Source organism: Macellibacteroides fermentans (genome assembly GCF_013409575.1).
In the GTDB taxonomy this organism is placed as follows: Bacteria; Bacteroidota; Bacteroidia; order Bacteroidales; family Tannerellaceae; genus Macellibacteroides; species Macellibacteroides fermentans.
On the sequence record NZ_JACCCY010000001.1, the window covers coordinates 1070743 to 1094887 of the forward strand.

At 40.3% G+C, this 24145-nt stretch carries 21 protein-coding genes and 3 pseudogenes; 14 read left to right on the forward strand and 10 right to left on the reverse strand.

Going from position 1 to position 24145, the window contains the following annotated elements; genetic code table 11:
• Nucleotides 1–8: 8 nt before the first annotated feature.
• The 3 genes from F5613_RS04515 to F5613_RS04525 form a co-directional block, all read right to left on the reverse strand.
• On the reverse strand, nucleotides 9–1637 hold the full coding sequence (locus F5613_RS04515; protein ID WP_179398833.1) for a RagB/SusD family nutrient uptake outer membrane protein: 1629 nt from the start codon (nucleotides 1635–1637) through the stop codon (nucleotides 9–11).
• A gap of 11 nt (nucleotides 1638–1648) precedes the next feature.
• The gene (locus F5613_RS04520; RefSeq protein WP_179398834.1) at nucleotides 1649–4927 is read right to left on the reverse strand and encodes a TonB-dependent receptor; all 3279 of its coding nucleotides are present in this window, start codon (nucleotides 4925–4927) and stop codon (nucleotides 1649–1651) included.
• Between the two features lie 280 nt (nucleotides 4928–5207).
• Nucleotides 5208–6185 (reverse strand): FecR family protein, encoded by a 978-nt coding sequence (locus F5613_RS04525; RefSeq protein WP_179398835.1) that lies wholly within the window; start codon nucleotides 6183–6185, stop codon nucleotides 5208–5210.
• Between the two features lie 178 nt (nucleotides 6186–6363).
• Here F5613_RS04525 and F5613_RS04530 point away from each other — a divergent pair, with 178 nt between their 5' ends.
• From F5613_RS04530 to F5613_RS04545, 4 genes are all read left to right on the forward strand, one after another.
• Nucleotides 6364–7053, forward strand: coding sequence for a DUF2293 domain-containing protein (locus F5613_RS04530; protein WP_218858861.1), 690 nt, complete (start codon nucleotides 6364–6366; stop codon nucleotides 7051–7053).
• A gap of 72 nt (nucleotides 7054–7125) precedes the next feature.
• Nucleotides 7126–7332, forward strand: a complete 207-nt coding sequence (locus tag F5613_RS04535) for a helix-turn-helix transcriptional regulator (protein ID WP_068181695.1) — start codon at nucleotides 7126–7128, stop codon at nucleotides 7330–7332.
• Nucleotides 7329–7652, forward strand: a complete 324-nt coding sequence (locus tag F5613_RS04540) for a HipA N-terminal domain-containing protein (RefSeq protein WP_179398836.1) — start codon at nucleotides 7329–7331, stop codon at nucleotides 7650–7652. The genes F5613_RS04535 and F5613_RS04540 overlap by 4 nt, the downstream gene beginning before the upstream one ends.
• A 2-nt stretch (nucleotides 7653–7654) precedes the next feature.
• Nucleotides 7655–8659: a type II toxin-antitoxin system HipA family toxin gene (locus tag F5613_RS04545; protein ID WP_218858862.1), complete on the forward strand. Its 1005-nt coding sequence runs from the start codon at nucleotides 7655–7657 to the stop codon at nucleotides 8657–8659.
• A gap of 95 nt (nucleotides 8660–8754) precedes the next feature.
• On the opposite strand, the gene F5613_RS04550 is transcribed toward F5613_RS04545, so the two are convergent.
• Together F5613_RS04550 and F5613_RS04555 are read right to left on the reverse strand one after the other, a co-directional pair.
• On the reverse strand, nucleotides 8755–9810 hold the full coding sequence (locus F5613_RS04550; protein ID WP_179398837.1) for an AAA family ATPase: 1056 nt from the start codon (nucleotides 9808–9810) through the stop codon (nucleotides 8755–8757).
• Between the two features lie 172 nt (nucleotides 9811–9982).
• Nucleotides 9983–10546: a signal peptidase II gene (locus F5613_RS04555; RefSeq protein WP_179398838.1), complete on the reverse strand. Its 564-nt coding sequence runs from the start codon at nucleotides 10544–10546 to the stop codon at nucleotides 9983–9985.
• A 571-nt stretch (nucleotides 10547–11117) separates the two neighbouring features.
• Between F5613_RS04555 and F5613_RS04560 the strand changes: the two genes are divergently transcribed.
• The 4 genes from F5613_RS04560 (at nucleotide 11118) to F5613_RS04575 (ending at nucleotide 14597) form a co-directional block, all read left to right on the forward strand.
• Nucleotides 11118–11657 carry a lipocalin family protein gene (locus F5613_RS04560; protein ID WP_179398839.1) on the forward strand — a complete coding sequence of 180 codons (540 nt, stop codon included), beginning with the start codon at nucleotides 11118–11120 and terminating at the stop codon, nucleotides 11655–11657.
• Nucleotides 11658–11732: 75 nt separating this feature from the next.
• The gene (locus F5613_RS04565; protein ID WP_079684633.1) at nucleotides 11733–12395 is read left to right on the forward strand and encodes a uracil-DNA glycosylase family protein; all 663 of its coding nucleotides are present in this window, start codon (nucleotides 11733–11735) and stop codon (nucleotides 12393–12395) included.
• Nucleotides 12396–12639: 244 nt separating this feature from the next.
• A complete protein-coding gene (locus F5613_RS04570) occupies nucleotides 12640–13236 on the forward strand; it encodes an HU family DNA-binding protein (RefSeq protein ID WP_179398840.1) in 597 nt (198 codons plus the stop codon).
• A 239-nt stretch (nucleotides 13237–13475) separates the two neighbouring features.
• On the forward strand, nucleotides 13476–14597 hold the full coding sequence (locus F5613_RS04575) for an aldo/keto reductase (RefSeq protein ID WP_179398841.1): 1122 nt from the start codon (nucleotides 13476–13478) through the stop codon (nucleotides 14595–14597).
• Here F5613_RS04575 and F5613_RS04580 read toward each other — a convergent pair whose 3' ends face one another.
• Nucleotides 14598–15497 (reverse strand): helix-turn-helix domain-containing protein, encoded by a 900-nt coding sequence (locus F5613_RS04580; protein ID WP_179398842.1) that lies wholly within the window; start codon nucleotides 15495–15497, stop codon nucleotides 14598–14600.
• Between the two features lie 261 nt (nucleotides 15498–15758).
• On the opposite strand from F5613_RS04580, the pseudogene F5613_RS04585 reads away from it, so the two are divergent.
• The 3 pseudogenes from F5613_RS04585 to F5613_RS04595 form a co-directional block, all read left to right on the forward strand.
• A pseudogene (locus tag F5613_RS04585) lies at nucleotides 15759–16244 on the forward strand (TolC family protein); the annotation flags it as partial.
• Nucleotides 16243–16515 (forward strand): annotated as a pseudogene (locus F5613_RS04590) (HlyD family secretion protein); the annotation flags it as partial. The pseudogenes F5613_RS04585 and F5613_RS04590, both read left to right, overlap by 2 nt.
• Nucleotides 16516–16723: 208 nt before the next feature.
• Nucleotides 16724–17464, forward strand: a pseudogene (locus F5613_RS04595) (hypothetical protein); the annotation flags it as partial.
• A 175-nt stretch (nucleotides 17465–17639) separates the two neighbouring features.
• On the opposite strand, the gene F5613_RS04600 reads toward F5613_RS04595, so the two are convergent.
• From F5613_RS04600 to F5613_RS04610, 3 genes are read right to left on the reverse strand one after another with little or no spacing between them, the layout of a single operon-like run.
• Complete coding sequence (locus tag F5613_RS04600; RefSeq protein ID WP_179398844.1) at nucleotides 17640–18152, reverse strand: nuclear transport factor 2 family protein; 513 nt, start codon at nucleotides 18150–18152, stop codon at nucleotides 17640–17642.
• Nucleotides 18153–18196: 44 nt separating this feature from the next.
• Complete coding sequence (locus tag F5613_RS04605; protein WP_034753041.1) at nucleotides 18197–19174, reverse strand: IS982 family transposase; 978 nt, start codon at nucleotides 19172–19174, stop codon at nucleotides 18197–18199.
• Between the two features lie 40 nt (nucleotides 19175–19214).
• Entirely contained in the window at nucleotides 19215–20453 is a 1239-nt protein-coding gene (locus F5613_RS04610; protein ID WP_068181756.1) for an aldo/keto reductase, read from the reverse strand.
• 202 nt (nucleotides 20454–20655) lie between these two features.
• Between F5613_RS04610 and F5613_RS04615 the strand changes: the two genes are divergently transcribed.
• From F5613_RS04615 to F5613_RS04625, 3 genes are read left to right on the forward strand one after another with little or no spacing between them, the layout of a single operon-like run.
• A complete protein-coding gene (locus F5613_RS04615; RefSeq protein ID WP_068181759.1) occupies nucleotides 20656–21480 on the forward strand; it encodes a helix-turn-helix domain-containing protein in 825 nt (274 codons plus the stop codon).
• Between the two features lie 32 nt (nucleotides 21481–21512).
• Nucleotides 21513–21938 (forward strand): DUF3788 family protein, encoded by a 426-nt coding sequence (locus F5613_RS04620; protein WP_179398845.1) that lies wholly within the window; start codon nucleotides 21513–21515, stop codon nucleotides 21936–21938.
• 30 nt (nucleotides 21939–21968) lie between these two features.
• Nucleotides 21969–22685, forward strand: coding sequence for a DNA alkylation repair protein (locus tag F5613_RS04625; protein WP_246303335.1), 717 nt, complete (start codon nucleotides 21969–21971; stop codon nucleotides 22683–22685).
• Nucleotides 22686–22842: 157 nt separating this feature from the next.
• Here the strand turns inward: F5613_RS04625 and F5613_RS04630 are convergent, their stop codons facing one another.
• Complete coding sequence (locus F5613_RS04630; RefSeq protein ID WP_179398846.1) at nucleotides 22843–23931, reverse strand: Fic family protein; 1089 nt, start codon at nucleotides 23929–23931, stop codon at nucleotides 22843–22845.
• Nucleotides 23932–24145: the final 214 nt, after the last annotated feature.

Below are 24145 nucleotides of genomic sequence, written 5' to 3' on the forward strand. Positions count from 1 at the left end.
TATATAAATTACCACGGAATAGTTTGTTCGCAGGCTGAGTTATTATTGATCTCGGAAGATGGAACAGGTATATAATAATACTTTTCCGGGAAATGTCTGTTCGAATCGTCGCACACCACTTTCGTATACGTTAAGGCTGTTCCGTTTCGAACAATTTTAATTCCATGCGCGCGCTGACCGTCAATCACCTCTTCCGCCTTTCGCCAACGTCTTAAGTCCCAATAGCGATGACCCTCAAAAGCCAGTTCCAGCATACGTTCATCCATCAGATAAGTCAAATACACATCCAGATTTGTGCCAGAATTACGAGGAGATAAGGCACCACCACGTGTACGAACCTTATTCATATACTCATAAGCCTTTGGCATATTACCTGACTGGGCATAAGCTTCCGACATATTTAACAGCACCTCAGCGTAGCGCAGTTCAATCCAATAAGCATCACTACCAGCCTGATCAAAATTAGTGTTTCCCTCTTGTAAGAATTTTTTCATAAAATATCCGGTAACACAAGCCGGTTTGTTGGATGAAAAATCGAAGTCAACATAACCATCCTTGCCACCTACGAAAGTTTCTATCGTCCGGTTGTTCCAACGAGCACCATTATATAAAACTGAAGCGTAGAAACGAGGCTCCCTATTTGTATAAGGATCCGCTTTATGAGCAGGATTATTCCAGTTGAAATCTACGTATGTATCCCCCTCTTTGATCTGATATTTACCAACCAGCTCCTCTGTAGGGCAAGCCCAGCCTCCCCGGTCTGCCATATCTCCGGTTGGACGAAATTTCCTGTCGTGAAAATGCACATAACTCGGGGAATCAAAAGCGACTGTCAGAATCAGCTCCTTATTTGTAATATTCTTGAAGACCGAATTATAATCGGCCGACAATTCATACACTTTCAGAGCCTCCAAAGCGTTACCTGCAGCAATAACTTTATCGTATTGTTTAGCATATAAAGCACAACGCGTTAGTAGTGCATATACGGCTCCCTGGGTAATTCTACCCGTATTTTTGCTATCCCATTGAATTTTTGCAGCCAATTCCGGAGCGATTGCTTCCAATTCACTAATCACAAAATTCCACGAATCAGCTTCGGACAATCTGGCTCTTGAAACATCCTTTTCATTATCCAAACCTCCATCAACACCCGAATTATGTAATCTTGCGATCACCCCACCATGATTACGAATCATTTTATAATACAGAAAAGCACGAAGGAAACGGACCTCAGCTTTACGTACTTTTACAAATTCGGGATCCAGATGAGCAGTTTTAGAATCCACATCATACAAAAACTCATTCAACCGTTTAATTCGCTCGTAATTCCCCCACGTACTCAAAGCCCCATTGGCGGGAGTAATAAAATTTTCCTGTTGTAGAATTTTATTTTGATTGGTACTACTATTCAGATTTGAAATACTGTATTTCAAAATATCGGAGTATCCATCCGAAAACATATCTGTATAAATTTCGGCATTATCACGCAGTGCCGCATAAAGGCCTTTTACGTAAAGATCCAGGTATTCCTCGTTTTGCCAGGCAACAGCATCCGAATACTGATCACGGGGATCCACTTCCAAATTACAGGAAGAAATACATAAAGAAACCAGAAAAGCATATAGTATTTTTTTCATCTTCATCCCATTTAAAAAGTTAAATCTATACCTACACTGTACGTACGTTGCTGCGGATAGTACCCATTGGTGTTGCTTGGCATTTCCGGATCCATAAAGTCAAGACCGTCTAATGTAAACAAATTTGTTCCCGCCACGTAAACTCTCATATTCTGAGCATGCAACCGGCTAATCACCTTCTTAGGCAACGAATAGCCAATCTGCGCATTTTTCAGACGCAGATATGAACCATCCACAACCCACCAGTCGCTTGTCCAACCATTGTTTCCATTCCACGCCTGTCCCAATCTCGGGTACTTTGCATTCGTATTCTCTGGCGTCCACGAACCTTCCACCAAATAATACGGAGAGTTTCCTCCACCATAAAAAGCACGGGCAAACTCTGTCTGATCCATAACACCGTTCGGATACAAACCGCTAGTAATTACATCGCAGAATGCAGCTCCCTGAAATTGCAAACCAATGTCAAACCCTTTCCATGTAGCCTCAGCATTCAGAGAAAACATCATCTCCGGAGTATGCGATCCGGCAATACGGATCTGGTCGTCCAAATCAATCTTCCCATCGCCATTAATATCTTCGTACATTAAATCACCCAAACGTTGAACGCCTCCCGGACCAGAAGGGCGATTTTGCAACTGTTCTTCCGTCTGATACAGACCCAACGCATGAAAACCATAAACACCACCAATTGGCTTGCCGATAATATTCTTCCACATTGGTATATTTGCATTCTGAGCTCTGGACAACACTTTATTTCGGGCCCATGTAATATTTCCGTTAACCGAATAAAAGACATCTCCAACTTTATTCCGGTGTCCCAAAACCAATTCCACACCTCGGGCATCCACAGCTCCCGAGTTACGTATTGTAGGATAATTATTGGAGATAGACGGAGGATATAACCCTTCCACTTTTTCCAATATATCATGCGTATACTTATAGAATACATCCACATCGGCAGACAACAAACCATTCCACGCAACAAATTCCATTCCCACATTTACAGTTCTTGTTTTTTCCCAGGTAAGGTTGTATGATGGAACCGAGTTTGTAGTATACAAAACATATGTAGCATCAGGAACACTTCCAAAGGCATATGAAGGCGAGCCAGTAAGGGAGAAAAATCGTTTATACAAGAAATCACTGATATTATCGCGTCCCAATTCCCCTATGGAAGCTCTGATCTTGAATTTATCCACCTTCGGAAAAGCATCCTTAAAGAAAGACTCTTCAGACATTACCCATCCAGCCGAAAAAGATGGAAAAAAACCCCAGCGATAATCTTCATGGAATTTATAAGATCCATCATAGCGGAACGAAAATTCGGCCAGATACCTTTTGTTATAAGAATAATTCAAGCGACCTACATAACCGGCAGTTTTTGTATTGCTGCTCCCCCCCTTTACACTATTAGGGGTATCCTCCTGTGCGAAAGGAAGCTCGGGAATAGCATCAAGTAAAAAATTCCTCCGGGAAGCCTGGAAACTACGTCCTCTGGTTTCTCGATATTCATACAGAAATAAAACGCCCAAGTCGTGTGCGCCAAATGTATTTGCATATTCAACCGAAGGTCTCGACATTAACATCTGTCCGCTCGACGAAGATTGAAATAAAGACGAGGTCCCTGTTCCATCCGCTTGTGTTGTTGCATAAGTACCAGTAGCCGGATCATATTTAGCAACATTATACTTATTCAGAAATGTTTTGGTTTCCGTGTAGTTTTTATCAAAGCTAAAGAACATCTTTGCCTTTAGTCCTTTGATAAACGGAACCTTATATTCCAAAGAAGCAGAGCTTTCAAACACAGAACGATCATTTTGCGAAAATCCGCTGTCATTTACGCCGGCTAAAGGATTCCAGGTACTTGCACCTTCACCTGTAGCTGTTGGCAAACCATTATACTCTTTGGGTATAACAGGCAGAACGCGGATAGCCTGGGTAATAGGATTATATTCATTGTTAGGTGCAATATTAAATCCCGGATTATCCCTGTCTTCATTACGACCAGCCATATCAACCGAAAACCTAAGCTCGTTTGTTATTTGTACATCCATATTCGAACGCAGGTTATATCGTTTAAAAGAAGAATTAGGAATAATACCCTCCTGATCCATCATACCACCACTAACAAAATACTGGAATTTATCCGTTCCACCGATAATTGAAATATTATGCTGCTGCGTACCACCAAAGTCTTTAAACAATGCTCCGGTCCAGTCAGTATTACCAAGTACTCCATCCGGATCACCATTCTGTATCTTACTTATTTCCTCATCGGAAAAATATCCTTCATTGCCATCCAGTTCTCTGGCTTTATTATGCCATTTCGCATAATCAACACCATTTAAGAACTTCGGAAAGCGGGTATTTGTAGAAAATGTATACGAGCCACTATACTTTATACTTGATTTTCCGTCGGTACTACCTCGTTTTGTCTTCACAAGAATCACGCCATGCGCAGCACGCACTCCGTATACCGAAGCAGAAGCGGCATCCTTCAAGATACTGATACTCTCCACATCATTCGGATCTATCGTATTAAAGCTTCGCTCCACTCCATCTACTAATAGAAGAGGAGACGAATCGTTAAATGTACCGGCTCCACGAATAACCATACTGGATTGGTCGGAACCCGGCTGACCGGAATTTTGGGTAGAAATCAAACCGGGCAGTTTTCCTGCCAGCATATTGGTAACACTGGTCATAGGTGCTTTTACCAAATCCTTTGCAGAAATCTGGGCAATGGAACCTGTTACGTTCAATTTCTTTTGCGTACCGTATCCAACAACCACTACCTCATCCAGCCCTCTTACATCCTCTTTAATAGTAACATTAATAATCGGGGCAGATCCAACACGTACTTCCTGCGGTACATAGCCAATAAATGTAAATTGCAACGCATCTCCGTTACCTGCATTTAATTCGTATCTACCGTCCAAATCAGTAGTTGTTCCGGTAGAAGAACCCTTAACAAACACATTCGCGCCAATTACAGCCTCCCCAAATTCATCGATAACCCTACCTGTCACTTTACGTTTTGATTCCTGGGGTCCCAAATTCCCTCCGCTTTTAAGGATTACCAATGTTTTATTAGTAACCTGGTAGGTTAAACCACGCGGGCTCAACACCTGTTCCAGCACAGAGCTTACAGGTTTGTTTTTCACATTCAGCGAAATATCTTTTACTTCGGAAATTACAACATCCCGGTAAATAATTGTAAAAGACGATTGCTTCTCCATTTGCTTAAAAAACTCTTTCAGGGTAGCTCCTTTAAGGTTAATCGTCACATTTTGAGAAAGATCCTGACCGTATACCTCGGTACAGAAAAAAAATATTTGCGATAAACATATTATTTTTAGCAAATATTTAAAAAGTATATTATGCATATTGATATTAAATACTAATTTTACATTCATAAAATCTTTTTAGATAAAGGTTTAACTACTTAGCTTGTACAAGGATCACAAGTACGAACTTTTTAGATTTTGAGTCAAGGAATCTTCCACATTCTTTGGCTCATTTTCATTTATATTGCATCATTATATATTTTACATAGGCAGAACGATTTTAAGGTTTACACTTTTTTATGACAACATCATCTCCATGAATTGAATAATCCACATTATACTGTATTTTGAGAGCCTCCAGCACATACATAAGCTGTTCGCCATTAAAACTTCCCGATATTATATCCCGGGCAATTTCCGGACATTGCAAATCAATGGTAATTCCATACCAGCGTTCAATCTTATCAATCACCCTCTCCAACGGCTCCGATTCAAACACTAAACGGTCCTGCATCCACGCTGTTTCATACCCATTGTTCGTAGGCTCAATCTGTATTGTTTTAGTTTTTGTGTTATAAATGGCTTTTTGCGAAGGTTTCAATTGATATGCATGGGGCAGATTTTTGCCATAAAGCATAATACTGCCTTCCAACAGAGACGTTTCAATAAAGCTATCCTCTCCATACGACGACACGTTAAAGCTTGTTCCGAGCACTTCTATATTCAGCTCTCCTACCTGCACAATAAAAGGCTTTGATTTATCCTTTGTAACCTCAAAAAAGGCTTCGCCGGTAAGTATAACATTTCGCCTGCCGGGATCAGAAAAATCATAGACAAGCGAACTTGCCGAATTTAATTTTACCGCCGAACCATCGGGCAAAATCAATTGAGCCTTATCTCCGCTTTTCACCTCAACAACAAAAGGTCTTCGGTCTGGGGTATCGTGATAAGCAAATTGCCAAACGCCAAGCGAAACCAACAGGATTACCGATGCGGCAATTCCTCGTTTAAGCCACAACAACTGTCGGGTACGTTTTATTTCATCCTCTATGTAAAAAGAAAGATTCTGCTTTACCTGCGTTTTCGCCTGCTGATTCATTAATGGCAGCGAGTGATTTTCGTCCCAGGCAGTTTCCATTACATCCTTTAAGTCATTGTCGGGCATTTTATTCAGATTGTGTTTTAACTCTCTGAATTCATCCAGACTAAGCTTTCGAAACAAAAAGCGGAAATATAAAGAATTAATAAAATTGTTCATAAACAGTATCATTTATAAGTAACACGCAATACAATCAAAAAAGTACCAGCTAACTATACATGTTATAAAACACAAAAATTAATAGCATAAGGTTTAAAGCCAAAAAAACATCTTACTTTCAATTTAATTGCACATTCAATTTCAGAATAATACTTTTGCATTTAAAAAAAATTCAGATATGATGAACGGGCAATTGCGTATTGTAACCCTTGCAGCAAACGGCAATTTACTGGACGAAAAAGGCCAGCTCGTTACACCACCCCTTGGTTGGATCTTTCTTCCTGCGGGAGATGCCGGAGTAACCAGAAAAGTAAGTGCAACAGGAATCTTCTGGCGGGTTCAGGTAAAAATGGGAAGACGAATCATTTCCAAAGGGCTTTGGGCACCTAAAGATACCATCGAACAAGCCAAACTTGAGATGAAGCATCTCCGCGAAACCGAGACCTTTCACAAAAAAGCCGAAGCATCCAAGCTTCGCCGTGAAAAAATTCAAACGGCCTATGTGGATGATTTTTGCAAACAAGTAAGATCCTTTCTCAACTTTCATCCATGCTATGCAGAGCAGGAAGCAAAGATTGCCCGGTTGGTAACCCTCCATGCCACACCCGTAGGAAGTGGAACCGTAGCCCGAACATCTACCATTCCGGTCGAAGAACGGGCAGCAAAAGCAGTTATCGCCTGGATGCGCCATAAAACCACGGCTTACGATCAAATGCCGATTGCACGTATTAAAGGAGAACGCCGCCGCATACGCAATGTATTGGCCCAGCTATCGATGGAATTGCTTGATTCTTACCGCAAAGGAAACCCAATCAGTCCGGATTGCCCTCTTATGGCCTCCCTTAAATTACAACACTTAAACGTGTAAAATATGGCACTTTTGGAATGATTTAAGAATATATTTCATTACATTTGCATCAAAGAGGTAATATATTGCACTATGAAGCTGTATGAAACAATAAAAGAGAGGCGTGTATTGTTGGGGTTAACTCAGCAGGACTTAGCAGATATCTCGGGCGTAGGGCTGCGTACCATTAAATTGGTGGAATCATTAAAGGGAAACCCCTCCATTGATGTTCTTTCCAGGCTTGGAGATGCACTAGGTCTGGAGCTGGTATTTAGAATTCGGCAAACAGATAAATTATGAGAAAAGCAGTCGTATATTCCAACCAGATGTTGGCAGGTCATCTCACAGAAAATGATGATAACACCTTTACGTTTGTTTACGATAAAGAGTATCTTGTATCACCCGGGAGTGATGCTATATCGCTCACCTTGCCATTACGTACAGAGCCATACCAAAGCGACACCTTATTCCCCTTCTTTTTCAATATGCTTTCCGAAGGAGACAATAAAGCAATTCAATGTCGTAGATTGAAGATAGACGAAAATGATTTCTTCGGACTCCTACTGGCAACAGCAGGCATCGATACTATTGGAGCAATTACCGTAACTAAAACTACCTGATTATGTTTGAGATTAAAAACTGTCCGGGCACGCTTGCGCCCAACTATGCTACATACAGCACTACGGCATTACGCAGACTTTTTGGAGGGAAAAAGGTGAGTCCATTTATGGAATTGTTGTACGACAATGAAGACACAACGGAAGAGATTGTTGAAAATATAAAAAGGATATCCATTTCCGGAGTACAAGAAAAGCTGTCTGCTATTATTCGAAAAGGCAAAATATGCCTGACTCCCGAAGGCGAACAGGGACTATATATTATTAAACCAGCACCATCCAATAAATCCCTGAGGTTCCGAAACCAGATACCGGCCAATGAACACCTAACCATGCAGATTGCCAGACAGGTGTTCGCTATTGAAACGGGCGAAAATGGTTTATTGTTTTTTCAGGACAATACACCAGCCTATATAATCAGGCGATTTGATATTGCCCGGGATGGAACTAAAATAAAACAGGAAGATTTTGCATCCCTGCTTGGCAAGACCTCGCTAACTCATGGCGGATCATTTAAATATACGGGGAGCTACGAAGATATAGCAACCTGTATAAAACGCTATGTGGCTGCATGGCAGGCAGAAATGGCTAAGTTTTTTAAACTGGTTGTATTCAACTATCAGTTCTGCAACAGCGATGCTCACCTAAAAAACTTTTCTTTGCAGCAAACCCCCGATGGAGATTATTGCCTCTCTCCTGCTTACGATTTACTAAATGCCTCACTCCATGTAAAAGATTCCGATTTTGCACTTGAAGAAGGTTTATCACCAAATCTGGTTAAGTCGGATGTATATTCCCGCACCGGACATCCCTGTAAAGAAGATTTTGAAACCTTTGGGAAATTGATAGGATTGAATGAAGTCCAGGTCCAGAAAGCCCTGCATTCTTTTACTGGTTCAGACGAGCAAGTGAAGCTATTAATTTCAAATTCATATCTGGATGAACGATCCAAAAGAATGTATCTCCGCACCTACGAAGAAAGGGTAAGCCGCTTTAACCGGATAAATTAAAATACCCACCATTTTCGTGAGGTCGCGAAAATGGTCATTTGCAAAGCGAACATCAGCAACGCCTTCTACTATTATTTTCACAGGTCGTTTCACAATCAGCTTCGTATTTCTATTTCATTTTCAATAGCATTAGTAAATCCCTCGTAGTTATATCGATAGGTTTGAAAACCCTTTAATTTAGTATTCGCAATCGTATAGCTATTAACCCAATCACGGTATTTGGCATTAGATTCTTTCCGAAGAATTTCATTTAGACATTTCAAGGTTTCCATACTATGGGTGGTAATAAATAACTGAACGTTTGTCACCTCGCTAATTACCAAAATACATTGCCATAAAAGCTTATAAGCCGAATAGTGCAAACCGTTTTCAATCTCATCAATTAAAACAATCTTACTTTCAAGATTGGCAATCGTTGAAACAATATTTAAAAAACGACGGATACCATCCCCTGCTGCATTTATTTGTACCAACTCATCAATGCCTTCCATATCCAGATAAATACCATCGGGTAAAACCTTTATGGCTTTCACTCTATCGTCAAAACGTTGAATAGCCTCAAGAACAATATGATCTTTCTTCTTTTTAACTAAATCAGAAATCATCGCTAAAGAAAGCCCTTCACCCATATGCGATGAAATAAATGTGCCATCCAGACCATCTGGCGAAACAGTCGAAAATAAAGTTGTTTCACTACCCCCTTCTATCGTAAGAGAAACAGAAGAACTTGTTTCTTTATCCTGTATTTTAGTAATTCCTTTTAGTTCCACTCCCGATAAATCCTGTGTAGGAGATGACACCAAGGGAGAACCTCCCCCCTGCATAGATGTTTTCAGAATGGGTTTAATCTCCAGTTTCCGAAAACTGTCTGCGTCGTAATCTCCCATAATAACAGGATGAGCAATCATATCCATATTATGGAACATTGATTTTAGAAAACCTGATTGTCCTGGCTGCATACCCCGCAACTTATTAATTGAAGAAGGTAACGTAGGATTATGCAATCCAATCAAAAGAAGTATCCCCTCCAGAACAGACGACTTTCCGCAATTATTTTTCCCCATCAAGATATTAATGCGATTAAATCCTTTCAATTCGATGGAGTCAAACCCTCTGAAATTTTTTATCCTAAGGTTTTTAAATGATGCCATATCAATGTATCTTATATTTTATTGCAATAAATATAGTTGTTAATTCTGACATTTTAAGTTAGAGGATTAGAAAGTTTAGGTATTCTGGAAACAAGCATCTATTTAAGTCTTTTCACAGCAAATTTCATTTAATCATGCACACTCTCTTGAATCGTTCTACTAAAACAATGACTCACTTATATTTGGAAAACAACTTTGTTTTTTTGATATAATCAATCACATCTTTAGGGTCTAAGTTTACTGTTTTTAATTGCTCTTTGTTCTTTATCGTATATGCAAGAAACAGGAAAACAAACACCCATGAATATACATCTTTGAGATCGAAAACGTACAATGGTTTTAAATAGATATAATCAAGCACTCCCTCAGCCCAAATTACGTTTCCTATTAGCGCACAAAGTAATGCAGACACCTGAAATACAAAGGCTGTATCTAGTAACCACGAGAAAGTGTTATCCAATTTGATTTTAAAGGAAATATAAATATTTGTTACAACCACCTGCAAAACAACATATAAAACGATGTGAGGAATAAAGCCTATATCAATATTTAATTTTTTATTAAGCAGGTCATTTATGTAGCTGTAATTAGAGTTAAATACAGGCGCGAATTCAAACAATGATGGTATTATTTCAAACCGCACATCCATATAATAAGCATGGATAACTAATTTTACGAGTTGATCTATTGTCGTCAACAATAAAATCCATAAAATTATTTTTGTTTTTTTATTCATACCGCTCATTAATGGTTTCAATTCTTTAGCCTTAATTCATAACAATATTGATTCGAATTTATAACACTCTTAATCTGCGTCAGTCACAAATAAACTACCTGGTGGTTTTTTCTTTGAGAGCTAACAAAAACGGGAGTTCGGAGTATAATCCGTGCTTTTCGTTTTCAAATATAACACTTATTTTAACAATACAAGGCATATCAATTGATTAAAATAGAGTGTTTTTTATTATCTGATAAATCAACAAAAAAGGACTTATAAATACTGCACGCTAAGTGGTCGCAAAGTGGTCGCTTGAAACGCTGTGCCCATGCGGGTTCTGAGAGATTACGTTGCACAACTTGCACGCATCGTGCACGCCCTATCTTATTATATTAATAAAAGAATAAAAGAAGGATACTTAAAGTATCTATTGAAGAGGAAGAAAATGACTGATGTGTACTGCAAAAGTAGCAATATCTTTTCCAAATGGCAAATGGTCTGCGATAATTAATAACAGATGCCGGAAGTTGCCATTTTTACATGAACCGCAATGCCTGCAAACGGGTTATATAACATAATCAACAACGCTATGAAAGCATTTATTCTTACGAGTGTCCTTTTGGCTTTGCCTTTTTTTACGGCTTGTTCTCAGGCTGAGAAGAAAAATACAATCAATAAGCAGACGGTCCGATCGCTCGATCTGGACCGGTATCTGGGTAAATGGTACGAAATTGCCCGCTTCGATCATCCTTTTGAACGGGATATGGTGGGGGTGACTGCCGAGTATTCACTGCGTCCGGATGGGAAAATCAGGGTGCTGAACAGTGGGTACAAACCCGACTTTAACGGAAAGTTTAAAACGGCGGAGGGGAAGGCCAGAAGGCCGGATCCTAATGAACCGGGTAAACTGGAGGTCTCTTTTTTCCTTTGGTTTTACGGCGAGTATAACATTCTGGAACTGGACGAGCAAAATTACAGCTATGTTCTGATAGGCAGCAGTTCGGATAAATACCTCTGGATATTAAGCCGTACGCCGCAGTTACCGCATGAAACGGTGAATATGCTGCTGGAAAAGGCCAGGGAAAGAGGGTACGATACCTCCAAACTTATTTGGGTAAAGCAAAAATAACAGCCTGTTGGTCTGCCTATTTGATGTTTGTTTGAAAAGGAATGCCTACTTTTACACCCATCAAACAAACAATAAATGAGATCTAAAGATTTGAAAGCGGCTGGCACGGCCAGATTATTAGTTATAGGTGAAGATTCAAATCTGCAATGGTCTGATACGGCAACCGAATATGCGATGTTTGCCGACTACTATTTTCGTCGTTTCCCCGAGGATCATGGCGAACGAAGCCGCAATGTGGAGGCGCGCGATTTATTTAATCACATCATGTATGTTACACTCAATTCGGTCAAGCCGGAGGATATGTATATTACAAATCTTTGCAACGATTACGTGGAACCTGCCCCCAAAGGGAAACGGGTGCTGATTAAAGAGGAAAAGGCCCTGAAGGGTGTGGAGCATATTAAATGGATTCTGGAACAATATCCTACCATCGAATGGATTCTCCCAATGTCTCTGCAGACCAATTACTGGCTTCAGAAAGTGGGGTTCTATGGAGGTGATGAGGCGTTTCTGCATGGTGCTCAGCCACGTCGCGTAGGGATTGAGTGCATTCAGCCCTATTATCAACCGGTTGACGGGAAGGCCTTTGCAAGTATTTGTGGAAACATATACGATGCCAACGATTATCCTGCAAAAGTGATTCCGATTCTGCCGGCAAAGGATTATCCTTTAAAGGGGTTGAACGAGGAAAAATATGGAAAAGCATACGAAAGATTGCGTGCCAGTTTCCGGAAGTAGAGCTTAACACCCGCAATCAACAGGTTATTTATCATTAATATCTTGTAAATTATTTTTTTCCCAATATACTTTTGTATCTTTGCCTTAAGGGAAGTATTTGTTCAACATATGGACACTTTGCATTCAACAATTGTTAAACGCAAGTTATCCATATGTTGACTTTGCGTTTGACAATTGACAAACGAATACTTGCCTTAAGTTTTACAATTAGTTTCCTTAATCTTTTCTAATATTTAATCATTACATGAGTGCTAAGTATAAGCTAACAGAAAATCCTCCTGCATCAGCAAAGAACGGAATACAAAACTTACATGCCCGTATTGTTCCTTCACGTACGGCAACAATTGATGACCTGGCTGCAGAGATTTCCACTATATCCACCTTTTCATCGGGCGACATAAAAGGGTTGCTCGAAAGTTTCACCCAAGTGGTTACCAATCGCCTTAAAAACGGCGAGAATGTAAACCTGGACGGACTGGGATACTATTCCGTTTCGCTGGATTGTCCCAAAGATATCACCAGCGAAAAGCGGATACGTGCCGAATCGATACGCTTCAGGAATGTGAATTTCCGCTGCTCAAATAAGATGAAAGCAAGTCTGAAGTCCATGAAGCTGGAACGTGTACCTGCCGTAAAGAAAAAAGAGTTTACCGGAGAGGAGCGTTTGCAGCGGATTATAAGTAAAATGAATGAGCTGCGCACGGTTACTTGTACCGACTGTATGGGTGTGAATCAGTGTTCACGCTACATCGCCTTGCAAGACCTTAATACGCTGATCGAGAGTGGAAAGATAGAAAAACTGGGCTACGGAAAGAACGTATTGTATATGCTGCGTCCCTGATTCCGTTGGTGACAGATAACAGATGATTTGGATCTGTCACACCCATCTGTCATTTCCAGAACCCTTATCCACAAAGGGATCTGAGCCATTTTATGAGAGATGACAGATGAAATTGACATTTATTCGTTTTAAACAGGAATGTTAATCCGTAAAATGTATAAATAAAGCCGTAATTTATATAAGTGGTTCACCAAATAAGCTACTAATTTTGCATTATCAAAAATCTAAAAATGGGAGTTATGGAAAAGAACAATCGGAGAGATTTCTTAAAAGCAGGTGCTTTGTTAAGCGGGTCGGTCATACTCTCGCCGGCAATCGGCAAGGCACAGGGTTCCGAAAACGGGTTAAGCATGCCTGCTAACACGGATGTAAAGTACCGTACTTTAGGCTCGGGCAGTCAGGCGCTTAAGGTTTCGGCATTGGGACTGGGTTGTATGGGGATGAGCTATCACCGCAGCTTTGTGCCCGATAAGAAAGCGATGTTCTCCATGCTTCATAAGGCATACGATTTAGGTGTTACCTTTTTTGATACGGCTGAGGCATACGGACCGCTGGTAAATGAGGAGCTGGTTGGCGAAGCTGTTTCTTCTTTCCGCAAAGAGATTGTAATTGCCACTAAGTTTGGATTTAAAAATGGCCGGCCGAGCGAAGGGTTGGACAGCCGTCCGGAACGAATCAGGGCCGTGGTGGAGCATTCGTTGAAAAGCCTGAAGACTGATTATATTGATTTACTTTACCAGCACAGGGTTGACCCGGCCGTTCCCATGGAGGAGGTTGCCGGAACGGTTAAAGATTTAATACAGGAGGGGAAGGTTAAGTACTTCGGGCTAAGTGAGGCCGGCGAAGCCAATATCCGAAAGGCGCATGCCGTGCAACCGGTGACTGCTTTACAGAGTGAATATTCGTTGATGACCCGCCAACCGGAAAAGGATGTGATTAACGTATGCGAGGAGTTGGGTATCGGGTTTGTGCCCTACAGCCCGTTAAGCCGGGGGATGATTACCGGTTACCTTAACGAGCGTTCCAAATACAATCCCAACAACGACAACAGGCCCACCCTGCCCCGTTATCAACCGGATAATGTGATTGCCAACTGGCCGTTGATAGATACCCTGAAGGCATTTGGAGATCAGCGGGGACTAACGGTTGCTCAGGTGGCTTTGGCCTGGTTACTGGCGCAGAAACCGTTTATCGTTCCAATTCCGGGCACTACCAAATTGGCCCATCTGCAGGAAAACATGTGGGCGGCCGATTTTGAATTTACTGCCGAAGAACAGCAGAGCCTTACCGACCAGATTAATAAGATCAAGATCGTTGGCGAAAGATATACAGGTATATCTGCTCAGCAAACGGCCAAATAATCAGTTTTTTTGCTTTCTGAAATCGATGGGCGAAAGACCGGCTTTACGTTTAAAGAACTTCCCGAAGGAAGATTGATCCGAGAAGTGTAGCAGCGAAGTTATCTCCTGGATGGAGAGCTTCGAATGCATCAGTAATGTCCTGGCATCACTGTAAAGCATTTCGTAGATAAAGTCGGTCACCGTCTGTCCCGTTATCCGTTTTACGATATGTATAAGGTAATGATCCGAGATATTCAGCCTCGAGGAATAGAAATCTACCTTATGCTCCTTTCTGTAGTTTGCCACCAGTAATTCGATAAACGATTTGATGATGCTTTCGTAGCGGGTAAGGTTGGCTTCGGTCTCCAGGTCGGAGGTCCGGTCTATCATATTGCTTAAATCCAGGTAGAACCCGAAAAGGCAATTTAAGATAATCTCCTTGTGATACAAATGCTCTGCATCTTCTATAGCATCATTTACGGACGTAATTCGTTTGTACAGCAACTCCGACTGGTGGGTACTGATCCGCAACACCGGCATATTAAACATCCTTACCCCATACTTGATCCGTTTATAAATCATATCGGTGGAATCCATATCGTCCATAAAATCTTTACTTACAAACAGGCAGATACATTTAAAATCGGCACTGCAGTTGTCGAAGTTAAACATGTGTGAGGCCGATAGCAAAAGCAATGTATCCGGCTCTACTTTATGGAATTTATAGTTGATACATGCAGTCGCATTTCCGGATAAGACCAATATGGCAATGGAAGCATTTAAATACAGCGGAACAGAAAATTGAGATAAAACATCGGTTGAATCGATTGTTGTACAGTTTATCTTTACTCGTATGTCGGTTGGAGATGTACCTGAAGGAAGCAGCTCGCTGATGTTTTTAATGTGAATTTTGCCTTTCATTCATCAAGATTGAAATGAGGTGCAAAAGTAGTTTTTTTTCTTTTTATGTCCAAATTAAACCAATTCTGCACAATTAGAGATTTCGTGAAGTTAGTAAGAAACCCGACCTTTGCACCCGTCATTCTAAAACACTTAACAAACTGAAATTTAAATATATATGACGAAATTGAAGGTTACTTTTTTACTGATTCTATTCATACACAGTTCCCATTTTTTATTTTCACAACGTGCTGATAGTAAATTGATGAGCATCCATTGGAATCGTCGCCGTTGCTGCAACAGGCCAAACTGGGCATCGAAGAATCCAGACACAACGAAAAGATAGTAAATGCAGAACGTCTGCCTTCGGTGGCATTGATAGCCGGAGATCATCTGGACGGCCCTATCACCATCGAGGTGCCTCCCATCAACAAAAACTTTAACTACTGGTACGTGGGTATCGGTATTAAATACAACCTGGCCTCGCAGTACAAAACCAGTAGTAAATCTCGACTTGCCCGGTATTCGTATCAAAAGGCGGTGGAGAACGAGCTGTTGCTAAGGGATAATATCCAAACCCTGGTAAAGGCTTCGCATGTAAGATTCGCAGAGGCATTCGCTATGTACGACACGCAAAAGAAGAGCCTCGAACTGGCAGAACAAAACTATGATGTGATAAACAACCGCTATCTGAACGACCTGGCTCTGATTACCGATATGCTGGATGCCGGCAACTCCAAGCTTAGCGCCGAACTGCAGGTGGTGTAAGGAGACGCAGACGGCCCATGTGAAAGAGGGACAGCCGGTGGAGATAGAGGTGGATGCCATTCCGGATGTAATCTTCAAAGGGGTTGTGAGATCTATCTCCAGTGCTACGGGGGCCAGCTTTTCATTATTCCCTCAGGATAATTCGGCCGGTAATTTTGTAAAGGTTGAACAACGGATTCCCATCCGCATCGAATTTACTGCCGAGAATAAAAAGGCCGACCTGGAACGTTTACGTGCCGGAATGAATGCCGAATGTATTATAAACTATTGATATGCACGAATCAGGTCCTTTTACTTTACCGGCTATCCGCGATTTTGTTCCGAAAAAATGGAAACCGTGGATAATGATTGCCATCGTTATCGTATTTCAGCTTTCCGGAGGGGTTTACCTGGCTTCGGTAGCCGAGATGGTTGGTTCGCTGGCCTTGCTGCATGAAGATATCATGATGGCGGGTTATGCCTCCCTTGTGGGAATGTCTCTTACATTTGCACTGCTCATCGTAATCGACCTGTTGCTTGCCCCATCGCATCTTTTTGAACACATTTTGATGGAATCAATCCTGGGATATGATGCTTTGCACGTAAACTCGCTCAATTGGACAGCCATATTAGGTACGGCTACCGGGGCTTTGTTCACCTATCAGCTGTTTGCTTTGCGTAAATGGAGGTACAAGACGATGACGGTTATTGGATTTGCCTGTATTCTGGGGTATCTGGCGATCAGCTACTTTACCATCGATTATAACTTGCCGAAACAGGCGTTTATCCTGCCTGTTTTCTTACGGTCGTTCGGTTATGTAATTATTGCGATCTGCTTTCTTACCTCTTTGTCGCGGGTGCCGTTCCAGAATTTCTTTCAGGCTCTTACAATCCAGTCTTTTGTAAGTGCGGCTTTCGGGTCGGCTTTGGGCGATTCGATAGTGGGACATGCGTTACAGGTTGTAACCAAAAAGAATGCAATGCTTCTGAGTGCCGGCTTCGACCATGTAAATCCCGCCTCGTATAAATTGCCGGCAGGAGCGCTTTACGGTGCACTTCAGCAGCATGCGTTGCTGATTTCGATGAAGGAACTGTACGGATGGCTTTTGATGATCGGACTTTTCTGTCTGTTTGTCTTCATGGTAAAAGAAAGCTCCCTTCGTCCGAAGTATGCCATACATCCCAAATTCAGAACCATTCGTCGCGCAATAAAGCACGAACTAAGAGAAGACGCCGAATAAATATCCCCACATCAGGATTGGTAACGGCATACACTCATGCATACATAGTGCCTACACTTTTACGGCGTGAAATATCCAAGCTCCGGTTGACTAAAGATTTACATCTCTTTAATCGGCCGGAGCTTCCTTTAATATCCTTTGGTTGTGGATTATGAAGTAGTATCAATTGGTAGAATTATTCTGTTTCACGATGTACAAAATTGGAAGTTCGTTTTTTTATAAGCCATTTCCCGTTCTGCTTCACGAATTCATCTTTGTAAATGGTATACATGGTAATTTTTACAGGATTTTCGTTCTGATTACCGATCAATATAACACGGCAATATGAAGTTGCTTTGGCAGTAGTTGCCGTAAGTTCATCAATTGTTTGTTGTCCGTTTTGATGATAGACTGTTTTAAAGTTGGATAAGAACCCGGAAAATGCATCGAACAGCTGTTTTCGCCCTTTTAAATAGGATGATAATGCTCCGTCGGTATACGATTGAACCACCCCGTCTTCGGTAAAGAGCTGAACCTGTTTCTCGATCTCTTTAGTATCGGCAAGGTTAGAGAATACATCTACTACCTCTTTGATAGCCATTTTATCTTCAATTGTTTGAAGACTGCTAACCTCCGTGTAGTCGCTTAAAACCTGGGAACAGCTAAATGTTGTAGCAATGAATGCTACGAATAACATGATTTTCTTCATCTGATTATTTTAATAAAGTTATAGAATATAACCCGTTGGCGGAATTAAATTAGTGCATATTTAATTTGTCCAATGGGTTTGTTATTAATCTTGTTTATATATTGAAGGATTGTAAGTGCACTAATTTTCCCCGTAATTCTGGTAAACAATCCTTCTGTTTGTTTTGCGTAATTTCTGATTATCATAAATTGATCGCATAATTGTGCAAAAAGCGTTTCAACCCTTTTCCTTGCTTTAGCAAATGGACTAAATACAGGTTTCCAATCTTTTTGATTCGACCGATATGGAACTTCCAACTTGATATTAGCTTTTTCAAATAAATCAAGTTGTATGGCTGCTCCAATATATCCACGATCACCGATGATGGTGCAATTCTGAAAGTTACACTTTACGTCTTTCAAATAATGAATGTCGTGAACACTCGCCTTTGTCAGGTCAAAAGAGTGTATGACACCGCTCAACCCACAGAGAGAATGTAATTTATATCCGTAATAATGTTTACCCTGTGAAGCACAATAGCCATAATTGGGAGCTTTATCATAATTATTCTTTCCCATTTTACAACGTTTTGACCTTATGGGACGACAGACTTCAATTGGCATAGAATCAATACAGAAAATAGCTTCTCCACCATCAACTTTTGATGCAATTCTTTCACGCACCTGATTACATAAGCCGATAGTGAGCTTCCTGCGATCATTATATTGACGACGGGATATGAGAGAAGAAAAATCATCTTTGTATTCATTTAATTTAGAAAACAAAAAGCTTTCACTATCTATACCTATTGATTCGGCAGCAAGGCTTAAACTGATCACTTCTAAGTCAGAGAACTTCGGGACGACTCCTCTGCGAGGTATATTCCCTTTTTCGTTTACTAAATCAGCAGAAAACATCTTGCATATATCAAGAAATTTAGCGAATATTGCATATAAGTTGTGCATAATTGAGCTGTATATTAATAGTTTGATCACCATTAAAATACTAATAATCAATGATATGCACAACTTATTTCCTGACATTTTTTAGTGAATTAATTCCGCCAACGGGTGAATATACTGTTTATTTAATTTTATCGGGTAACGGCGTTTTGCCATTTGTTCCTTTTGATGATGTACCAAGGCTCGTTCCAATATCGTGTGATGCTTTCAATCCTTCGGGAGCTCTGTTTCCAAATACCTCCATAGCAGCGAACCCGGATTCTAATTCATCTATATCGCTAGTTTGTAAAATTACCTTATGTGCATCTGTATTTTCTCTCATATGCGTTATTGATCTTGTTCCGGGAATGGGTACTATAAACGGTTTTTTAGCCATCAGCCAGGCCAATGCAATCTGACCGGAAGTAGCTTCGTATTTCTGTGCCATATTCTCCAACAACGTTACTATCGGACGGTTCTTCACCAAGGCTTCAGTCGTAAACCGGGGGAAATTTAAGTTTTTACGGATATCACCTTCTGCGAATGGAAAATCCGAGGTAACCTTTCCTGTTAAATATCCCATTCCAAGTGGAGACCAGGGAACAAAGCCAATGCCCAGTTCTTCACAAACAGGAATTACTTCGGCTTCCGGATCGCGGGTCCAGAAGGAAAATTCATTTTGGATAGCTGTTACTTTGTGTTCTTTATGAGCCCTTCTTATGGTTGCGGCTCCGGCTTCTGATAACCCGTAATACCTCACTTTGCCCTCCTTAATGAGTTCGCCCATAGTACCGGCTACATCTTCAATCGGAACCGTGGGATCAACACGATGCTGATATAACAAATCGATCCTATCGGTTTTTAATCGCTTCAACATCCTATCCACTGCAAGCTTGATATGTTGCGGACGGCTGTTAAGACCGCCTTTTAGCTGTCCGGTTTCAAAATCAATATCAAAGCCGAACTTACTCGCTAGTACAACCTCATCCCGAAATGGCTGAAGAGCCTCACCTACTATCTGTTCGCTAATATGTGGCCCATAAATTTCTGCTGTGTCAAAAAAACGGATACCATATTCGTATGCATTTCGAATGAGCTTAACTGAGTCTTCTTTACCAGGAGAATTACCGTATGCCCAAGCAATATTCATACAACCAAGTCCAAGCTCTGATACTTCAAGCTCTCCAAGTTTGCGCGTTCTGAGATCTGTTTTGTTTTTCAAGTTATTATTTATTTGAATGTTATCATTTTCAACTGTATTACTTAATCTATCTGTCTGACCGAAGGAAAACAACGGAGCACCTAAAACCAAACCTGTACCAACAAGTCCGGATTTTGCTAAAAAATCTCTTCTGTTTAATTTACTGATGTTTGATTTCATACGTGTAATTTATTAAAGTTATTATCATGAACCTACTGATACAAAAGTACTTGCTAATTACCAGAATAGTATAACACATATTACGTCAACATTTTCACAAAATTCTGATTTCCGATTAAAATTAGTAAGTAACTACAATAATTATATAAATCAAAATAGTATTTTTACAATTATTACTGAAATAATGAATTTCTATCACTCCATGAAAAAACAAGAGAACGAAATTATTGTCGTAAAAAGTTTGGATAACGAAAATATCCCAACTGATTTCCAGAAAAACTATTTCACCCACATTATTTGTCATCATGGCACCGGTCAATTCCGATTGAATAACACTGTTTATAAATTCTCACCTAATGATATTGTAATTCTTATTCCATCTTTACAAATTGATGATATCCTTTTTTCGCCTGATTTCGAAGCTACGTATCTTTTAATATCCTTCGGACTGATGAGCAATAACAATCCCGATATCGGTTGGGGAATAAAAGGATTTATGTTTTCCAAAGATAATCCTGTAGTCTCGCTTTCAGAAACAGATAAGGAGAGATGTCTGCGTAACTTTTTCTTATTAAAGGAGAAGTACGAAGATACCTATCATCGGTTCAGAAAAGAAATTGTCAATCTTCAGGTACAAATATTTGTAATGGAAATGTGGCATATTTTTAATGAAAAAATGGAAAAAAGAATATTGAGCAACGAGAAAGGTTCTATTTTCGAAAAGTTTTTGCAATTAGTTCAGATGCATTGCATGCAACAACGGGAAGTAGAATTTTATAGCAACAAACTTTGTATCACGCCCAAATACTTATCCGAGGTTTGTAAGAAAACCAGTGGAAAGACCTCGTCTGAATGGATACAGAATTATACTACACAGAACCTGATTATGCTGCTTCGGAATAGAGATCTTAGTTTTACTGAAATTGCTGACACGATGAATTTTTCGAGTCAATCTTTTTTCAGCCGGTATGTTAGTAAAACACTTGGTGTTACCCCCAGTCAGTTCAGGCTGAGATTAAACGATTGAATACTAATAGATTTATAGGATACAGATTGGAAATGGAATCACAAATGGCATTGAGGGATGCGGAGATATTCCCGTCAGACAGGGTGTTGAAGGATACACTTGGTGATGTGTACGACGTGCTGGAATCTTTTCTGGCAACGATTACAAACGAAGCCTATCTTTTAAACATTGAATGGAGATACTACAACGATGGCAAAGCCTGGCTCTGCAAAGTACAACATAAAAAGAAGACTATTTTGTGGCTTTCGGTGTGGGAAGGCTTCTTCAAGGTGAGTTTCTTTTTTACCGAAAAGCACCTCGAAGCAATCGCTGCACTTGATATATCGGAAGCCATCAAAACAGAGGTTGCCTCTTCAAAAGCTGTAGGCCGACTTATCCCCATGATTTTCAATATAAACAACGCAAGTCAACTGGAGGAATTGCTGACTGTTGTCCGCTTTAAGAAGACACTGAAATAGGCGTTTAATATGTAATAATTTATACTAAAGATGATGTTTACGACACTCGACAATGTAAGAAAATTACTGAAAGACAATGCTGATCCTAAAATCCTTGCTTCATCCGCCCGCTATCACAAAGAAGGCGAAGCTCCCAAAGTATATGGTGTAGGAATGGCAAATGTTGGTAAAATAGCCAAAGAGGCTTTTAAACAGATAAAACATTTACCTAAGCAGGAAATATTTGAATTATGCGAAGGACTTTGGCAGACAGGCTATTTGGAAGAATCGGTTGTTGCTTGTGTCTGGGCCGAATCTTTACATAAACAGTACGAGCCTGCCGACTTTAAGATATTTGAGCATTGGGTACACGATTGTGTGACCAATTGGGCCGATTGCGACACACTATGTAATCACACTGTGGGCAGTTTCGTTACAATGTATCCCGAATATGTGGCTGAACTAAAAAAATGGGCTAAATCGACCCGGCGGTTTGTAAAACGTGCCGGAGCAGTAACGTTGATTATCCCAGCCAGAAAAGGCTTGTTTTTAGAGGATGTATTTGAAATTGCCGATATCCTGCTGTTAGATAAAGACGATTTAGTACAGAAAGGCTACGGATGGATGTTAAAAGCTGCCAGTGAAGCTCATCAAAAAGAGGTGTTTGATTACGTAATGGCAAATAAGTCTGTTATGCCTCGCACTGCCCTGCGTTACGCTATCGAAAAAATGCCTGTCGATTTAAAAGCAGAAGCAATGAAGAAGTAAAATTATGAATTATAACATATCCATCATAAGTGAAAATTACTAATCTTGAGGAAAAAGACAAGTCGTACATTATTGTTTTTTTCTCAACAAGATTTAGCGGATTATACAGGATTAAGTTAATGAATTATCAAAAGTTTTGTCAAAAAAATTCGAAAGGCTATATACTTAATACATAATTTGTACTACGACCTCCATCTTCAGCTTTGCATAGAATATCTTTTACCATCAAATCCTTGATGTCATTAAGTGCTGTATCTGCGGAGCATTTGGTTATTTTAGCCCACTTTCCTGAGGTTAATTTGCCATCAAATCCATCAAGCAATTTATTGAGCATCGTTCGCTGACGCTCGTTAAGTGATGTTTGAGCGTGTGTATCCCAAAACCGAGCTTTAGTCAATATAGACCCCAATAGTATTTCAGTTGATGATAAAGCTCCGTTAAGGCACTTTATAAACCATAGTAGCCAGTCGGTTATTTCTCCATTACCGTGTTGTGTACGTTCTAAAATATCATAGTATGTCTTTCTTTCATTTAGAATCTGATTTGACATACTGTAAAAACGCTGAGAAGATCCATCACTGCGAGCAAGCAGCATATCTGTTATTGCACGGGCAATACGCCCATTCCCATCATCAAAAGGGTGTATTGTGATAAACCACAAGTGGGCTATTGCTGCTTTTATGACACTATCCAATGATGACTCATGGTTAAACCACGAAAGGAATTTCTCCATTTCATCGCTCACTATTTCTGGCTTCGGGGCTTCATAATGGACTCTCTCTTTCCCCATTGCTCCGGACACAACCTGCATTTCGCCTGTACGATATTTCCCTACCTCAATACGATACATTCCACTCCAACCAGTTGGAAATAGTGCAGCGTGCCAACCAAACAATCTTTCATGAGAGAGTGGCTCATTATATCGTTGGGTTGCATCAAGCATCATCTCCACAACGCCATCAACATCTCTTGTCGAATTTACCATTCCCGAAACATTTAATCCTAATCTACGAGCTATTGACGAACGCACCTGTTCTTTATTTAGGATCTCACCCTCTATCTCGGTAGATTTCAATACGTCAAGAGTAAGCGTTGTGAGCAGAGCCTCCGCTCGAAGCGAGAAACCTAACCCTTGCATCTGACCGAGTAATCTCCCTTGCATATAGCGAACTTGTGCTAATGCTGAAACCAATCCTTCGGACGAGTATCTGAAATCGTTCCAGTTATTTAATTGATGGATGTACATCGTTAATGAGTTTTACACAAAACTAGGTATAATTCGGTAAATAGCAAATTATTTGCCGAATATAATTCGGTGTTTAAGGATTTCTTTCCCCGAAATACATTTTAGTTCGACTTCCGGAGAGTAGATAGCTTATCTGATTCCTCAAACTAGTATAAGATACTATATTTATATGAAGAGATATTTATTATTCTTTGATTGTTCATGATTCCCCTTT

Excerpts from the sequence above, each read along its gene's own strand:
- F5613_RS04515 (WP_179398833.1), bottom strand. The coding sequence starts at position 1,637 with ATGAAAAAAATACTATATGCTTTTCTGGTTTCTTTATGTATTTCTTCC.
- F5613_RS04525 (WP_179398835.1), bottom strand. The coding sequence starts at position 6,185 with ATGAACAATTTTATTAATTCTTTATATTTCCGCTTTTTGTTTCGAAAG.
- F5613_RS04530 (WP_218858861.1), top strand. The coding sequence starts at position 6,364 with ATGATGAACGGGCAATTGCGTATTGTAACCCTTGCAGCAAACGGCAAT.
- F5613_RS04535 (WP_068181695.1), top strand. The coding sequence starts at position 7,126 with ATGAAGCTGTATGAAACAATAAAAGAGAGGCGTGTATTGTTGGGGTTA.
- F5613_RS04540 (WP_179398836.1), top strand. The coding sequence starts at position 7,329 with ATGAGAAAAGCAGTCGTATATTCCAACCAGATGTTGGCAGGTCATCTC.
- F5613_RS04545 (WP_218858862.1), top strand. The coding sequence starts at position 7,655 with ATGTTTGAGATTAAAAACTGTCCGGGCACGCTTGCGCCCAACTATGCT.
- F5613_RS04550 (WP_179398837.1), bottom strand. The coding sequence starts at position 9,810 with ATGGCATCATTTAAAAACCTTAGGATAAAAAATTTCAGAGGGTTTGAC.
- F5613_RS04555 (WP_179398838.1), bottom strand. The coding sequence starts at position 10,546 with ATGAATAAAAAAACAAAAATAATTTTATGGATTTTATTGTTGACGACA.
- F5613_RS04560 (WP_179398839.1), top strand. The coding sequence starts at position 11,118 with ATGAAAGCATTTATTCTTACGAGTGTCCTTTTGGCTTTGCCTTTTTTT.
- F5613_RS04565 (WP_079684633.1), top strand. The coding sequence starts at position 11,733 with ATGAGATCTAAAGATTTGAAAGCGGCTGGCACGGCCAGATTATTAGTT.
- F5613_RS04570 (WP_179398840.1), top strand. The coding sequence starts at position 12,640 with ATGAGTGCTAAGTATAAGCTAACAGAAAATCCTCCTGCATCAGCAAAG.
- F5613_RS04575 (WP_179398841.1), top strand. The coding sequence starts at position 13,476 with ATGGAAAAGAACAATCGGAGAGATTTCTTAAAAGCAGGTGCTTTGTTA.
- F5613_RS04580 (WP_179398842.1), bottom strand. The coding sequence starts at position 15,497 with ATGAAAGGCAAAATTCACATTAAAAACATCAGCGAGCTGCTTCCTTCA.
- F5613_RS04600 (WP_179398844.1), bottom strand. The coding sequence starts at position 18,152 with ATGAAGAAAATCATGTTATTCGTAGCATTCATTGCTACAACATTTAGC.
- F5613_RS04605 (WP_034753041.1), bottom strand. The coding sequence starts at position 19,174 with ATGTCAGGAAATAAGTTGTGCATATCATTGATTATTAGTATTTTAATG.
- F5613_RS04610 (WP_068181756.1), bottom strand. The coding sequence starts at position 20,453 with ATGAAATCAAACATCAGTAAATTAAACAGAAGAGATTTTTTAGCAAAA.
- F5613_RS04615 (WP_068181759.1), top strand. The coding sequence starts at position 20,656 with ATGAAAAAACAAGAGAACGAAATTATTGTCGTAAAAAGTTTGGATAAC.
- F5613_RS04620 (WP_179398845.1), top strand. The coding sequence starts at position 21,513 with ATGGAATCACAAATGGCATTGAGGGATGCGGAGATATTCCCGTCAGAC.
- F5613_RS04625 (WP_246303335.1), top strand. The coding sequence starts at position 21,969 with ATGATGTTTACGACACTCGACAATGTAAGAAAATTACTGAAAGACAAT.
- F5613_RS04630 (WP_179398846.1), bottom strand. The coding sequence starts at position 23,931 with ATGTACATCCATCAATTAAATAACTGGAACGATTTCAGATACTCGTCC.